The sequence below is a fragment of the Dialister pneumosintes genome, from assembly GCF_001717505.1.
Classification (GTDB): domain Bacteria; phylum Bacillota; class Negativicutes; order Veillonellales; family Dialisteraceae; genus Allisonella; species Allisonella pneumosinta.
This window is the reverse complement of the sequence record NZ_CP017037.1, coordinates 77,483-91,973: the sequence shown is the minus strand read 5'-3', so window position 1 is coordinate 91,973 and position 14,491 is coordinate 77,483. Positions and strand designations below refer to the sequence as shown.

Here is a 14,491-nt window from a genome sequence, read left to right as displayed (position 1 = left end):
TACTTTTCAGTATTATAATAAAAAAGATATATTTTGTTTTTATTTGTAATATTTGGACTCTCCCTATTGACATGCTACAATAAAATGCAAGCAGAAAAGAGGTTCTATGAAAAAAATTATTTTCTTAATACTTACAGTAGGTTCTATCTATGCAGGCTATATCTTTGGTATACAGCCCAATACAACAAATATACCCGTACAAACAGCCACGGCTTTATTAGCCGATACCCAAAAACAAATATTTTTGTTATTATCCTCGGAAGAAATTTTAAATACTGCTTCCGATAAGAATGAAAGTTTAAAAAGTAAAATCATGAATGTGACCGACTTCAAAAATCAACTGGAAAGTCGTATTCACCGAGATGAGTTTACAGCTTATAAAGATATAAATCCATTAGTAATAAAAGCTCTTATCGATACAGAGGATAAGCGCTTTTATGAACATGGAGCACTAGACATTATAGGTGTTATACGTGCAGCAATAACTAACTATATGGCAGGAAGCACATTGGAGGGAGGAAGTACCATTTCCCAACAAGTCGTAAAAAATGTTTTTCTTTCCAATGAAAGAACTTTTACCAGAAAAATAGAAGAGCTCTTTTTAGCTGTACAACTTGAAAGAACTTATACAAAAGATGAAATACTTGAAATGTATCTAAATACTATCTATTTTGGACATGGTACGTATGGAATAAAAGAAGCCTCTCAGACTTATTTTAATAAAACCCCCGATACTTTAAATTTAGCCCAATGTGCTATGCTTGCAGGACTACCACAAGCACCAAGTGCTTATGATCCGATTGACAATCCGGAGGAAGGATTCAAGCGTATGGTTTTAGTTCTTACTTTAATGTCAGCTGCCGGTGATTGTACAGCAGCAGAAGCAGCTGTAGCCCCAACTATGCTTTGGGATAAATAACTATCTATATGTAATATACTCTGTTATAATTTGGATTATCCTTCGGACTTTCACTCCGTTGTCATTTGATAGTTATGGAGTCTTTTATATATTTCTATAAAAGCATTCCTCAGAAAGGATAACATGATAACACAAAAAAAAGTGGTTGTAGCCATGTCCGGCGGTATAGACAGTACGTTAGTAGTACGTTTATTACAAGAAGCCGGATATGAAGTTTGCGGTGCTACCATGCACCATTTTAATGGACAAGATTTCTCTGATGCAATAAAAATGGCAGATTTTTTAAAAATTCCATATCGTATCATAGATGTCCGCGACAACTTTAAAAAAATTGTTCTCACTTATTTTACAGAATCTTATACAAAAGGACTAACACCTAATCCTTGTATGATTTGTGATTTTAAGATAAAATTCGGACTCTTTTATGATAAAGCACGTGAATTACTGAACTGCCCCTACTTTGCCACCGGCCACTACTGTCGAATTACTTACAATTCAGACAGAAAAAAATTCCAAGTGGACAAAGCTCTTGATTTAGCTAAAGATCAATCTTATATGATGTATCATTTAACACAAGAACAGCTAGCACATATTTTATTCCCTTTAGGTAGGATACATAAAGAAAATACACGACTTTTAGCAAAAGAAAAAGGGATTCCGATTTATAACAAATCGGAATCCCAAGATATTTGTTTCTTATCTGAGAATGAAACTTATATCGATTACCTTAAACAATATGCGCCTGATGCATTTAAACCCGGATATATTATAAATAGAAAAGGGGAAGTTTTAGGTAAACACCGAGGTCTTCCCTATTATACCATTGGACAGCGTCGTGGATTAGGAATTGCTGCTAAAACTCCTTTATATGTAATCGCATTGGATGGTAAAAAAAATCGTGTAATTGTAGGTGCTAATGAAGACTTATTCAGAACTAGATTACTTGCTTGTGATCTTGACTTTACAGATGGAAATGCTCCTCAATCCCCCTTTACATGTGAAGCCAAAATTCGCTATGGAATAAAAACACATACCTGTAGTGTAACATTAAAACAAAATGGGAATGCCATAATTTCTTTTAACGAACCGCAACGTGCGGTTACGCCGGGACAATCTGTAGTTTTTTACGATAACGAACGTCTTATTGGCGGCGGTACTATTGTTAAACCTTTATAAAAAAAGAATCCGGAATGGATTCTTTTTTATTTATCACTTTTATCATTATGAGTATGTGCAGCAGCCGCTTTTACCACTTGTTTTCGTTTGAAAATGCCTAGTATAAGAATTAAAATAGTCATTCCTATTTCCAACGGAAGTTTCATGAATAGAGGAATTCCCAAAGATGTATCTGTGCCTATCATACCGCCTGCAGCCCATCCTACAACCATTCCAGCCAAATAAATAGTAACCGGAAATCTATCCATCAATTTTAATACTATAGTACTTCCAAATATAATAATCGGAACCGAAATAATCATTCCGAATATCAACATCCCTAAATGACCATCAGTAGCACCAACAATAGCTAATACATTATCTAAACTCATAATTACATCAGCAATAATAATGGTTTTTATCGCACCAAGTAAAGTATTACTTTCTGCTACTTCTTTATCATCCGTTTCTTCTCCCGCAATGAGGTTAATACCAATAAAAATAAGTATTATAGCACCTACTGTTTTAAGAAAAAGAATCTGCATCAAATACGTTGCTACTGCCGCCAAAACGAATCGTGCAACAATAGCTCCACCTGTTCCTATAAGAATTGCCTTTTTACGGAGATTAACATTTAAATTCCTTGCAGCCATCCCAATAATTGCAGAATTATCTGCACCTAATGCTACATCAAGCAAAATAACCTTAATAATCATAATGATAAGTTGAAAGGTATCTGCACTTAAAAAGTCCAATATTTTTCTCCCTTTTATTAAAAAATAAATAAAAACAATAAAACACTTATGAACTGTATAGAGAGCATATCAAAAAAGACTAGGAAAGGCAAGATTCTTCTCTACTAAAACAAGTCAAAAGACCAAGAATGCACTCCTAGTCTTTTGACTTTAAACTATATTGTATAGAAGGTCCTTTTTCTCTACTTATTCATTTATATAATTCTGTAGATCAAAGCGATCGGAAACAAATCCATATAATGTCCATCCGAAGAAAGCCAACAAGGAACCATATGTCATCGCATCCATACCGGCCGACCAACATGCATACAATGTATATACAGAACCTATAAATGCAGCGATTCTAGGTAATCTTAGTTCTCCAGGACTTCCATGTCCGGCTGCTTTCATAATAACCACCATAGCAGCCATACATAAGAAATATGGAATTACATTTAAAATAACAGCTAAGTTAACGAGTGCTTCAAACTGCTTATTAAGAGAAGGACTGATAGTCATTAAAGCGAGCCCTGTTTGAATACTGCCTGCAATAATCATTCCTATGACAGGAGCGCCTTTAGACGTTACTTTCGCAAAAATCTTTGGATAAAAACCAAATTCAGCTGCCCCCTTGTACATATTCGCACCAGTAAATTGCCAACCAAACAAAGACCCCAAACAAGACACACACATAAGCCCCATAACTGTTTTTCCAATTATCGGTCCAAACATAGTTGCAAATGCAAGCCCGAAAGGAGCCGAACTAGCAGATATTTCTGCTGCAGGAAGTATCCCAAACATAACATTAGTAGAAAGAATATACACTACTGCACAACCTAAGGTTCCCCCCATAACAGCAAAAGGAACACTCTTCTCAGGATTTTCTACAGCATCTGCATTAACGCAAGCCGACTCGAGTCCTAAGAAAGCCCATAATGTCATAGTAATGGAATTAAGTGCAGCTTCACTAAAAGGTAAATCATGTATATTCCAATTAGAGACGTACATATCCCCGGAGAAGAAAAACCATCCTACTGTAGAAATAGTAAATATAGGAATCAACACTCCCCAAACCGTTACTCCACTAATTCTACCGGTAATTTCAGGTCCCCAGAAATTAAAAACTGTCGTTAACCAAATCACAAAAATAGTATACACACAAGTCATAATAGGAGTAAGCTCGATACCAAAAAAGGTACAGCCATATCCTACTGCTGAAATAGCAATTGCTACATTAGAAACTAAAATGGACACACTGTACACATAATTACATAAAAAATTACCGGCTTTCCCAAAAGAGTATTCTGCATATCCCGTCATGCCACCACTTTTTTTGCTAAACATTCCACACTTAGAAAAAGCATAAGCTAAACACATAGAACCCACAGCGGTAACTAACCAGGATACAATGGAAATCCCGCCAAACTCCGCTAAATTAGAAGGAAGCATAATAATACCGGATCCCATCATATTAACAGCAGTTAGAATGGTAAGTTGCCACACATTCATTTTATGATTCTCATTCATAGCAATTCCCCCTTAATCTTATAGCAGGCCGAACTCATGTCATTCGGCCTCTATAAGTTACAATGATCTTTTAGCTACTACTATTATTTCTCGTATTCCTTTTTAAGCACATAACCATAAGCTCTACGGCTACCATCTGCTTCATCCTGGAAATATACCCCTTGGATTTCAGGTGTAAATCCCGGTAACTGATTAATACCTTCTTCTAATGCCAAGAAATATTGTGTAACTGTTTCTGACCATCTTTCTCCAGGCTGTACACAAAGAACCCCCGGAGGATAAGGAAGTGCCCCTTCTAAAGCGATACGTCCTGTAATTTCGCTAAGACGAACTAATTCTCCATGCCCACGAATAAATTCATAATTTGCATCTTGTGGAAGCATTGCATATGCAGGTAAATAGTTGCGAAGGAACATGCGTCTTTGTAGTACATTCACTTTTCTATTCTTGTAGAACTCATGCATTTCTCGGCAAAGTCTACGCATGGTATACCCTCTATATTTCTGTTCATTTGCATAGTAAACAGCAGGTAATACTTCTGACATCGGACGATCTTCATCAATTAATTGTTCAAAACGAATTAATTTTGCAATCAAATCATCCATCTTTGCTTTAGTGTCTGCAGGGGTTACTAAGAATAAAATATCATTCAAATCACACTTTTCCGGAATAATTTGGTTAGCACGTAAATAAGTCATTAATACGTTTGCGGGTATACCAAAATTCTCATATTCTCCGGTTTCAATATCAATACCACCGGTTACAAATTGAATCTTACACGGATCAACAAAATATTGCCCTTCACTATACCCCTCGAAACCATGCCACTTAGCACCCGGTTCAAAAGTCCAATATGCCATATCGTTAATCATCTTATCGGTATCGCCCTCTTCCCACTTCTTGCCATGAACCATAGGTGGTACAAGAGGTCTTAAATAATGACAATTCTTTAAGATAGATTTACGTGCTTCTACAGCAACCTTCATCGCATTTGCCCATAAAAGTTTTCCCGCTTCCCCTTCCTGTACTCTGGCATTTACATCTAATGCTGCAAACAACGGATAGAAAGGAGATGTAGAGGTGTGCATCATATAACAATTATTTACTCTCTTATGTGGCACATATCTATCTTGCCCCTTAATATGACTATCTTTTTTGTGAACTTGAGATGTCATAGAGAATCCTAGCAACTGCTTATGTACAGATTGTGTTACAAAAATTCCGGGATCTTCCGGCCCTAATTCCAATAATAAAGGACTACAGTCTTTCATCATTGGAATAAATTGTTCATAACCGACCCATGCAGAGTCAAATAAGATATAATCACAGAGATGTCCAATTTTATCAATAACCTGACGTGCACTGTAGATACATCCATCATAAGTCCCGAGCTGAATAACGGCTAAACGAACAGGTCTCTTTTCTTGTGCCTTAACAGGATCCCTTTCTGCAATAATTTTGCGAATGTGTTCTTCCGTAAAACAATGACTTATAATCCCACCAATAGACCCGAACGGATTACGAGCTGTTTCTAAATATACAGGCGTAGCACCTGCTTCAATAAGCGCTCCATGAGAAACCGACTTGTGATTATTACGATCATAAAGAACAATATCCCCGGGTGCTAATACGGAATTTAATACAACCTTATTAGCAGACGAAGTACCATTCATAATAAAATAGGTCTTATCTGCATTAAATACATGTGCCGCATGTTTTTCCGCATCTACAGCAACACCTTCATGAATCATTAAGTCTCCCAATTCCGGAACACCGCAACTAATGTCTGCCTTAAACAAATTTTCACCAAAGAAATTATATAAAGCATATCCTGCCGGATGTTTTAAAAAATACTGCCCACCTTCATGCCCCGGTGTATCAAAGGAGGAATATCCCACTTTTACATACTCCATTAAAGCTCTAGCAAAAGGAGGTACTACCTTTTTTTCATATCGAGTAGCGGCACATTCAATTTGTGTATCATACATATCTCTATTTAATGGGTCTAAATCAAATACACCATATGCATATTTCATCATATCATCAGGAATTGACTCTCCTTCAGAAGTAACTACAAACACAGGTAGTTCTAATGCTTTTATAAAAGGTTTATCTCTTAATACTTGTGCATCTTCTACGGCAACAACAACAGCTGCCACATCTACAAAATCCGTACATCTTACATCAACTATCTCTCTTTCTGATATGGGATTCAATAAAGAACAAGCTTTCTCAGAATAAGCTAATTTAAATGGTTTCATACATGATCCCTCCATTAAGTAAGTAACTAATAATAAAATAAGAAATGATAGTTATTTAAGCCGGCTCTGCTATCTACAGTATATAAGTGATGATTCAATCTCACTAATATATATACTTGTCTTCTTCCTTGTTATAGATTTTCTTTTTAATATTTTTAATTAAAAATACCAATAAATAATATTTATCTATACAATGGGATAATTACGTATTTTAAAGGTATTAATCGAAAAAATTGATAGATTATAAAAGAAGTTGCAAGCTTATCATCGCTTGCAACTTCTTTTATAATTATGTTCTAGCTCCAAGTTGACTTCTTTATAAAGTCAACTATATATCTTTGTATATAAGATTTTAATTTCTGTATTTCCGGAATCCGCATACTTTCCTGATTCCAAACCAAACTTATATATCTATGGCAATGTGGTGATGCAATTGGAATAAACACAATACCTTTTCCACTAATTTTCCCCCAAGTCACATTGGGAACCAAGAGTACTCCTAACCCTGAGCGTATGCACTCACAAATCAAATTCTCGTTATCACTACACATAGTTACTTTAGGCATAAATCCGGCTTCTCTACAATAATGTTCCATAACTAATCGTAATCCCGGCTCAGACTGAATTTGAATAAAATTTTCTGTTGCAAAATCAGATAAATGCACTACAGCATGAGTTGATAAAGGGTGTGTTTGTGGAACTGCAAGCATTAATTCTTCTTTAAATAAAGTAATTGCATGCTCAGCCTTAAAAGGTTTAGAACCGGATACTAACGCTAAATCAGAAGTGTCTGCGATTTTTCTTACACTTTCCTTATCAATCGATGGAGAAAAATCAATGGATAAATGTATCTGCGGATACATTTGTTTAATTCCTTTTACCAAACTAGGGGCTAAGTCACACAAAGCAAGAAAAGCAATATGAATAGATTCCACTTCCTTCTTTTTCATCGCCTCTAACTTGTTTTTTGTCTTTTCTATTTCTGCAAGAATACGATTAGTTCCTTTTAAAAATTCCATTCCGTACGAAGTTAAAATAATATTTCGTCCTCGCCTTTCAAATAAAGGTACTCCCAAAGATTCTTCCAATGATTTCATCGTATAGCTTAAAGAAGATTGTGCTACATGAAGAGCTTTTGCTGCCTTAGTCATATGCTGTAATTCTGCTGTCTTCTTAAAATATTTTAATACAGTAAAAGTGATATCCATAGTATGTCCTCGCATGAATTACTTATCTTATAACAATTACGTCTTTAGTTCTTCCTGCAAACGTTTAGCATAACAACCAATTTCATATAATCCGCTCATTAATTGCTGATGATTGCATGCATAACTAATTCTAAAACTGGAAGGTTCTTTAAAAGCATCTCCCGGCATAACTAAAGTACCTGTTTCTTTTAAAATATTTTTACAAAAAACTTCTGTCGATATATCAAATGGATAATAAATCAATGCCATGGATCCTGCATGTGGCTTTACATAGGAAAAAATATCACTGTAATATTGCATCCAACTGTCAAGACTTTCTAAATTGGCTCGCAGCATACTCAAATTCCGATTAATTAATAGCTCTTTTGCTCTTAGTGCCAAAATAGCAATTAACTCTGAAATAATATTACATCCACCTACGTGATAAGATGCACAATTCATAAAACTTTTTCGTGCCAATTCATCACGGGTAGCTAACCAGCCTAATCTAAGACCTGCTAAGGAAAACACTTTTGACATACTTCCTACGGATATGCCTTTTTCATAGATATCACAAATGGAAGGCTGTATATCTCCGTCAGTAACTAAATGTCTGTATACTTCATCAGCCAATATATATATATCTTGTTTGGCTGCAAGAGCTATAATTGTTTCTAATTCATCCTTGCTAAACAAAGTACCTGTTGGATTGCAAGGTGTAGAAAAACAAATCATTTTAGTTTTGGGAGTAATGAGTCGTTCTAATTCTTTTATATCTATATGAAATTCATTTTCTTTTTTTAATCGCAAAAATTTAACAATCGCTCCATAAGCTTTAGGCAATGACCATAACTGCTGATAGCCCGGAATAAAAGTAATAATTTCATCTCCTGGTTCAAGTAAAGAGAAAAACGCATGATGATTCGCTGCAGTTCCACCAAAAGTAGTCATAATTTGATGTGCTTTTATATCTTCATATAATTTAGCAATCTCTGCAAGAAGTATCGGATTCCCACCCGTAGCATATCCACCATAACTTAGTTGAATATTACGAAACATATTTAAAATTTCTTGTTCTTCAATGCCAATTAAATTTTTAAATTCTATGAGACTTAAAGCATATACACAACTATTATCCAGATTATAAACTTCTTCCCCTTCATATTTTTGCATCCACTCTTCCAAAATAAATGGTTCTATCCGCATAAAGTCACCACCTTTGCTGTCTATATAAAGTTATCTATTCACCTATATAGTATCAAATTTTTATAAGCTCTCCAATGTATGAAAATATTCAAAAAAAAGACTCCCGAAGGAGTCTTTTTTTATAGTGAATGTGTCACTTTCAGACGAAGAAGTGCTCTAGCTAACGCTAACTGTGCTCGATCTACATCTAAATCAGCTGTACGAGCAGCCAAACGCTTTTCAGCACGCTCTTTTGCTGCTTGTGCACGAGCTACATCAATGTCCTCAGCCAATTCTACCTGTGGAGCTACAATATTAACAATATCTTTATTGATTTCAAGGAATCCGTTAAATACTGCAATAGTAGTTTCTTTGCTTCCGCTCTTAATACGAACAGGAGCAACAGTAAGTGCTGCCACTAACGGTAAATGACCTTTCATGACTGCAAATTCACCATCTGCTGCATGTGCAACAACCATGTCCACGCTATCTGCGGTAAATACCGCACCGTCCGGACTCATAACTTCCACATGCATAGGTGATGTCAGGGTGTCAGCCATAGCTTATTCCCCTTTCTTCATCTTTTCAGCCTTTTCGATTGCTTCATCAATGGTTCCTACCATGTAAAATGCACCTTCCGGGAGATCATCGTGTTGACCTGCAAGAATTTCCTTGAAACCACGGATGGTTTCTTTCAGTGGTACATAACGTCCTGGAGAACCAGTAAACTGTTCAGCTACGAAGAACGGCTGAGACAGGAATCTCTGAATCTTTCTTGCACGAGCAACAATAACTTTGTCTTCGTCAGAAAGTTCTTCCATACCCAGAATGGCGATAATGTCTTGCAATTCCTTATAGCGTTGCAGAATAGCCTGTACGCCACGGGCAACTTCATAATGTTCTGTACCGAGAATATTCGGATCAAGAATACGGCTGGTAGAGTCTAACGGATCTACTGCCGGATAAATACCGAGCTCAGCAATAGAACGATTAAGAACCGTTGTAGAGTCCAAGTGGGAGAATACACCTGCCGGAGCCGGGTCTGTCAAATCATCGGCAGGTACATATACTGCCTGTACAGAAGTGATAGAACCGTTCTTGGTTGAGGTAATTCTTTCCTGAAGTTCACCAATATCAGTTGCTAATGTTGGCTGGTAACCTACCGCTGATGGCATACGGCCAAGCAACGCAGACACTTCAGAACCTGCCTGAACGAAACGGAAAATATTATCAATGAAAAGTAATACGTCCTGATTTTCCTTATCGCGGAAATATTCGGACATTGTCAAACCGGTCAATGCTACACGCATACGTGCTCCCGGCGGTTCATTCATCTGACCATACACAAGTGCAGCCTTAGAAAGAACTCCGGATTCACGCATTTCTCCCCAAAGGTCATTACCTTCACGGGTACGTTCACCTACGCCGCAGAATACGGAACAGCCGGAGTGTTCTGTAGCAACGTTGTGAATGAGTTCCTGAATAAGAACTGTCTTACCAACGCCTGCACCACCGAACAAACCTACCTTACCACCCTTAGCGTATGGAGCAATCAGGTCAACGACCTTAATGCCGGTTTCAAAAATTTCAGCCGCCGGAGACTGGTCTTTAAATGCCGGTGCCGGACGGTGAATTGGCCAATAATCTTTCGCTTCTACTTTAGCGGGATCATTGTCCACTGTCTGACCAAGAACGTTAAAAATACGTCCAAGGCAGCCATCGCCTACCGGAACTGCAATTGCACGACCGGTATCAACAGCCTTCATTCCACGTACCATACCGTCGGTAGAGCTCATAGCTACTGTACGGACTACACCGTCACCGAGATGTTGCATGGTTTCGCAGATGACATCTACAGGAACGCTGCCATTGTCATCTTTGACGTGAATTGCGTTATAAATAGCAGGAAGATTATTATCATCGTCAAAAGCGATATCTACAACCGCACCAATGACTTGGACAACCTTACCTACCTGCCCTTCCTGTTCATTTGCCATGAAGAAGCATTCCTCCTTAACTACTCAGATACTTATTCAAGTGCGTTTGCACCGCCGACAATTTCAGAAATTTCATTAGTAATTTGTGCCTGACGCGCCTTATTATACGTCAAATTCAAATCATCAATTCTTTCCTTAGCATTGTCGGTTGCAGCTGTCATTGCCGCCATTCTACTGCCCAATTCGGATGCAGCAGACTGCAACATACTGCTGTAAATTTGTACCTGTACATATTCCGGAAGTAACTTAGTCAACACGGTAGTAGCATCCGGTAAGAAAATAAATTCTTCCGGCTCTACATTAAATGTGTCTTCCGCTACTTCGGAACTCTTAGCCGGCTCATCTGCTACAATTGGCAGCAAACGGGTCATAGTAACCTGCTGGCGAAGAGCTGTAAAAAACTTCGTATAAACAATGTATACCTCATCAACTTCTTCATTTACAAACTCGTCAATCATTTCTTTGGCAAGTTCGATTGCATCCGAAGCTTGAGGTTTATCGGAAAATCCGAAATGATAGGAATCTTCTGTAATACCACGGAACTTTAAGTAGTTATGGGCCTGTTTACCACATAAATAAAGTTTGTAAGTACTACTATCCTTTTCTGAGATCTCTGCCACAATCTTCTTCATCACGTTAGAGTTATATGCTCCGGCAAGTCCCTTATCGGCTGAAATAACCAGATAACCGACCTTTTTAACTTCCCCAGTACGCAAAAGTGGACTGGTAAAACCGGTAACGTTAGCGGATGCTCGGCGCAAGAGCTCTCCTACTTTGTCGGCATAGGGACGTGCGCCGGCTGCCTTTTCTTCTGCTTTACGCAGACGGGCAGCAGCCACCATCTTCATTGCCTTCGTAATCTGCTGGATGTTGGTGACAGATTTAATGCGCCCTTTTATATCACGCGTACTCTCCAATCAGATCACCTCTCTGCCGTTTCAGACTTTGCTTCCGATTTAGCCGCTTTGTAGCGAGTCTTAAATTCTTCGATAGCGGCGCGCAGCTGTGCGTCGATATCATCGGTGAGCTTCTTCTTATCAAGAATAGCTGCTCCAATCTCCGGATGAGATGTACGTAAGAAAACAACAAGCTGATCTTCAAAATCAACAACATCTTCTACAGCAATATCATCCAAATAGCCCTTAACTGCCGCAAAAATAGCCTGTACCTGTTCTTCTACAGGTAATGGACTATACTGTGGCTGCTTAAGAACCTCGGTTGTTCTCTGCCCACGGTCAATCTGTGCTTTAGTTGCCGGATCAAGATCGGAACCGAACTGCGCAAACGCTGCCAATTCACGATACTGAGCCAATTCCAAACGCAGAGTACCTGCTACCTGCTTCATTGCCTTAATCTGTGCAGAACCACCTACACGGGATACGGACAAACCAACGTTGATAGCCGGACGAATACCGGAATAGAACAAGTTCGTTTCCAAGTAAATCTGACCGTCTGTAATAGAAATTACGTTTGTTGGAATGTACGCACCTACGTCACCAGCCAAAGTTTCAATGATTGGCAATGCGGTAATAGAGCCTCCGCCCAATTCGTCAGAAAGACGAGCCGCACGTTCCAAAAGACGAGAATGTAAATAGAATACGTCGCCGGGGTACGCTTCACGTCCCGGTGGACGACGGAGCAACAAGGACATAGCACGGTAAGCTACCGCATGCTTGGAGAGGTCATCATAAATAATGAGAACATCTTTACCTTGATGCATAAAATATTCTGCAATAGATACACCGGAGTACGGTGCAAGATACTGCATTGGAGAACCTTCAGAAGCACCTGCGTGAACGATAATGGAATAATCCATTGCGCCGGCTGCTTTAAGTCTTTCATGAACACGAACAACGTTAGAGTTCTTCTGTCCGACTGAGACATAAATACAAATAACGCCAAGTCCCTTCTGGTTCAAAATAGTATCAATTGCAATAGCAGTCTTACCGGTACCACGGTCACCAATGATTAATTCACGCTGACCACGTCCAATCGGAACCATTGCATCAATTGCTTTAAGACCTGTCTGCAACGGAACATTAACTGGCTGTCTGTCAGCAATGCCCGGTGCCTTAATTTCAATGTCGCGATAAGTATCAGTCTTGATTTCGCCCTTGCCGTCAATTGGCTGACCCAGTGAGTTAACAACGCGACCTAATACTGCGTCACCAACCGGAACCTGCATAAGACGTCCGGTTCTCTTAACTGTATCGCCTTCCTTAATTGTTTCAGCATCACCAAGAAGAACTGCACCTACATTGCTTTCTTCAAGGTTAAGAGCCATACCATATACCCCATTCGGCAATTCAAGCAATTCACCGGCCATACAATTTTCAAGGCCATACAAGTGAGCAATGCCATCGCCGACTTCGAGTACTGTACCTACTTCATCGACATTGAGGTCTACTTTGTAGTTTTCAATCTGTTTTTTAATGACAGATGTAATTTCATCTGAACTGATTTTCATATCCTATAAGTCACCTCAACCTCTTTGCATCATTTTCGCTTTCAGCGTGCTAAGCTGACGGGCTACAGATCCATCAATAAGACGGTCTCCGACCTTAACGGTAAAGCCACCAAGCAGCGCTGAATCTACTTCTTGTCTCATGATAATTTTCTTTCCTACAATTTCAGACAACTTAGCTTGAAGAGCAGCTGCCTGTTGTTCAGAAAGAGGACTTGCACTCGTTACCAATGCTTCCTCTACACCGAGCCCTTCACGAGCAAGCAGTGTATAAATTTCAATCATAGACTCAAGGATACTAGCTCTATCCTTGTCGATCACAACGTAGCAGAACTGTAGCACAATCGGCTGTACCTTATCTGCGAATATATTTTTAATTGTGTCTTTCTTTATTTCTTTAGAAAGAAGTGGATGTAATAAAAGTCTCTTTAAACTTTCATTTTCACCAATTGCATCTGCAATAAGACGAAGATCCGCTTCTGTCTGTTCGAGAGAGTGCTGTTCTACAGCAATTTCATAGATAGCTCGTCCATACTTTTTTGCAAGGATTACGGTCTTATCCATGTTTATTTACCTACTTTTTGAGCATCAAGCATAGCAATGCTCTCATCGATGAACCGGTCATTCATAGCCGGTGTCATATTTTCGCCGATAATCTTCGCTGCAATATCGCAGGAAATAGCAGCAAACTGAGCTTTAAGATCATCCAGAGCTTCCTTGCGTTCTCTCTCGATATGCTTAGTTGCATTTTCTTTTTCCTTTTCAATAGCGTCATGTGCAGCCTGAATCTGGGCTTGAGCCTGAACTTCAGCTTCCTTTACTGCTTTACGCACAATTTCATCAGCTTTAATCTGTGCGTCCTTAAGTTGTGATTCATAAGATGCTTTCAGTCTGCTTGCATCATCACGAGACTTTGCGGCAGAGTCAAGATCATTCTTAATTCGATTCTTACGATCATCAAGTACCTTGATAACCGGCTTGTAACAAAAATGTCCAAGAATCGCACAAAGGACAATAAAGTTGAGGATCTGAATCAGCAGTGTGCCATTAATGTCTACCAAC

The 14,491-nt window shown here is 38.5% G+C and carries 13 protein-coding genes; 2 read left to right on the top strand and 11 right to left on the bottom strand.

What is annotated here, in order from left to right; translation table 11 throughout:
• Positions 1–106: 106 nt before the first annotated feature.
• Positions 107–919, top strand: coding sequence for a transglycosylase domain-containing protein (locus tag BCB69_RS00435; protein ID WP_069176705.1), 813 nt, complete (start codon positions 107–109; stop codon positions 917–919).
• Positions 920–1,009: 90 nt separating this feature from the next.
• Positions 1,010–2,095, top strand: a complete 1,086-nt coding sequence (gene mnmA / locus BCB69_RS00430) for a tRNA 2-thiouridine(34) synthase MnmA (RefSeq protein WP_335582822.1) — start codon at positions 1,010–1,012, stop codon at positions 2,093–2,095.
• Between the two features lie 26 nt (positions 2,096–2,121).
• On the opposite strand, the gene BCB69_RS00425 is transcribed toward mnmA, so the two are convergent.
• From BCB69_RS00425 to atpF, 11 genes are all read right to left on the bottom strand, one after another.
• Positions 2,122–2,829 carry a TerC family protein gene (locus tag BCB69_RS00425; protein WP_069176703.1) on the bottom strand — a complete coding sequence of 236 codons (708 nt, stop codon included), beginning with the start codon at positions 2,827–2,829 and terminating at the stop codon, positions 2,122–2,124.
• 186 nt (positions 2,830–3,015) lie between these two features.
• Positions 3,016–4,335, bottom strand: coding sequence for a putrescine-ornithine antiporter (potE, locus tag BCB69_RS00420; RefSeq protein ID WP_022513656.1), 1,320 nt, complete (start codon positions 4,333–4,335; stop codon positions 3,016–3,018).
• Positions 4,336–4,418: 83 nt separating this feature from the next.
• On the bottom strand, positions 4,419–6,596 hold the full coding sequence (gene speC, locus BCB69_RS00415) for an ornithine decarboxylase (protein ID WP_069176702.1): 2,178 nt from the start codon (positions 6,594–6,596) through the stop codon (positions 4,419–4,421).
• Positions 6,597–6,892: 296 nt separating this feature from the next.
• On the bottom strand, positions 6,893–7,804 hold the full coding sequence (locus tag BCB69_RS00410) for a LysR family transcriptional regulator (protein ID WP_069176701.1): 912 nt from the start codon (positions 7,802–7,804) through the stop codon (positions 6,893–6,895).
• A gap of 36 nt (positions 7,805–7,840) precedes the next feature.
• Complete coding sequence (locus BCB69_RS00405) at positions 7,841–8,989, bottom strand: aminotransferase class I/II-fold pyridoxal phosphate-dependent enzyme (protein ID WP_069176700.1); 1,149 nt, start codon at positions 8,987–8,989, stop codon at positions 7,841–7,843.
• A gap of 119 nt (positions 8,990–9,108) precedes the next feature.
• Entirely contained in the window at positions 9,109–9,528 is a 420-nt protein-coding gene (locus tag BCB69_RS00400) for a F0F1 ATP synthase subunit epsilon (RefSeq protein WP_022513660.1), read from the bottom strand.
• 3 nt (positions 9,529–9,531) lie between these two features.
• On the bottom strand, positions 9,532–10,965 hold the full coding sequence (gene atpD / locus BCB69_RS00395; RefSeq protein WP_022513661.1) for a F0F1 ATP synthase subunit beta: 1,434 nt from the start codon (positions 10,963–10,965) through the stop codon (positions 9,532–9,534).
• Positions 10,966–10,997: 32 nt separating this feature from the next.
• The gene (atpG, locus tag BCB69_RS00390) at positions 10,998–11,882 is read right to left on the bottom strand and encodes an ATP synthase F1 subunit gamma (RefSeq protein WP_022513662.1); all 885 of its coding nucleotides are present in this window, start codon (positions 11,880–11,882) and stop codon (positions 10,998–11,000) included.
• Positions 11,883–11,887: 5 nt separating this feature from the next.
• Entirely contained in the window at positions 11,888–13,432 is a 1,545-nt protein-coding gene (gene atpA / locus BCB69_RS00385; RefSeq protein WP_022513663.1) for a F0F1 ATP synthase subunit alpha, read from the bottom strand.
• Positions 13,433–13,447: 15 nt separating this feature from the next.
• The gene (locus BCB69_RS00380; protein WP_022513664.1) at positions 13,448–13,993 is read right to left on the bottom strand and encodes a F0F1 ATP synthase subunit delta; all 546 of its coding nucleotides are present in this window, start codon (positions 13,991–13,993) and stop codon (positions 13,448–13,450) included.
• A 2-nt stretch (positions 13,994–13,995) separates the two neighbouring features.
• Entirely contained in the window at positions 13,996–14,490 is a 495-nt protein-coding gene (gene atpF, locus BCB69_RS00375; protein WP_022513665.1) for a F0F1 ATP synthase subunit B, read from the bottom strand.
• Position 14,491: the final 1 nt, after the last annotated feature.

What these genes read in the sequence shown, in the direction of transcription:
- BCB69_RS00435 (WP_069176705.1), top strand. Translation starts at nt 107, where the DNA reads ATGAAAAAAATTATTTTCTTAATACTTACAGTAGGTTCTATCTATGCA.
- potE (WP_022513656.1), bottom strand. Translation starts at nt 4,335, where the DNA reads ATGAATGAGAATCATAAAATGAATGTGTGGCAACTTACCATTCTAACT.
- speC (WP_069176702.1), bottom strand. Translation starts at nt 6,596, where the DNA reads ATGAAACCATTTAAATTAGCTTATTCTGAGAAAGCTTGTTCTTTATTG.
- BCB69_RS00410 (WP_069176701.1), bottom strand. Translation starts at nt 7,804, where the DNA reads ATGGATATCACTTTTACTGTATTAAAATATTTTAAGAAGACAGCAGAA.
- BCB69_RS00405 (WP_069176700.1), bottom strand. Translation starts at nt 8,989, where the DNA reads ATGCGGATAGAACCATTTATTTTGGAAGAGTGGATGCAAAAATATGAA.
- BCB69_RS00400 (WP_022513660.1), bottom strand. Translation starts at nt 9,528, where the DNA reads ATGGCTGACACCCTGACATCACCTATGCATGTGGAAGTTATGAGTCCG.
- atpD (WP_022513661.1), bottom strand. Translation starts at nt 10,965, where the DNA reads ATGGCAAATGAACAGGAAGGGCAGGTAGGTAAGGTTGTCCAAGTCATT.
- atpA (WP_022513663.1), bottom strand. Translation starts at nt 13,432, where the DNA reads ATGAAAATCAGTTCAGATGAAATTACATCTGTCATTAAAAAACAGATT.
- BCB69_RS00380 (WP_022513664.1), bottom strand. Translation starts at nt 13,993, where the DNA reads ATGGATAAGACCGTAATCCTTGCAAAAAAGTATGGACGAGCTATCTAT.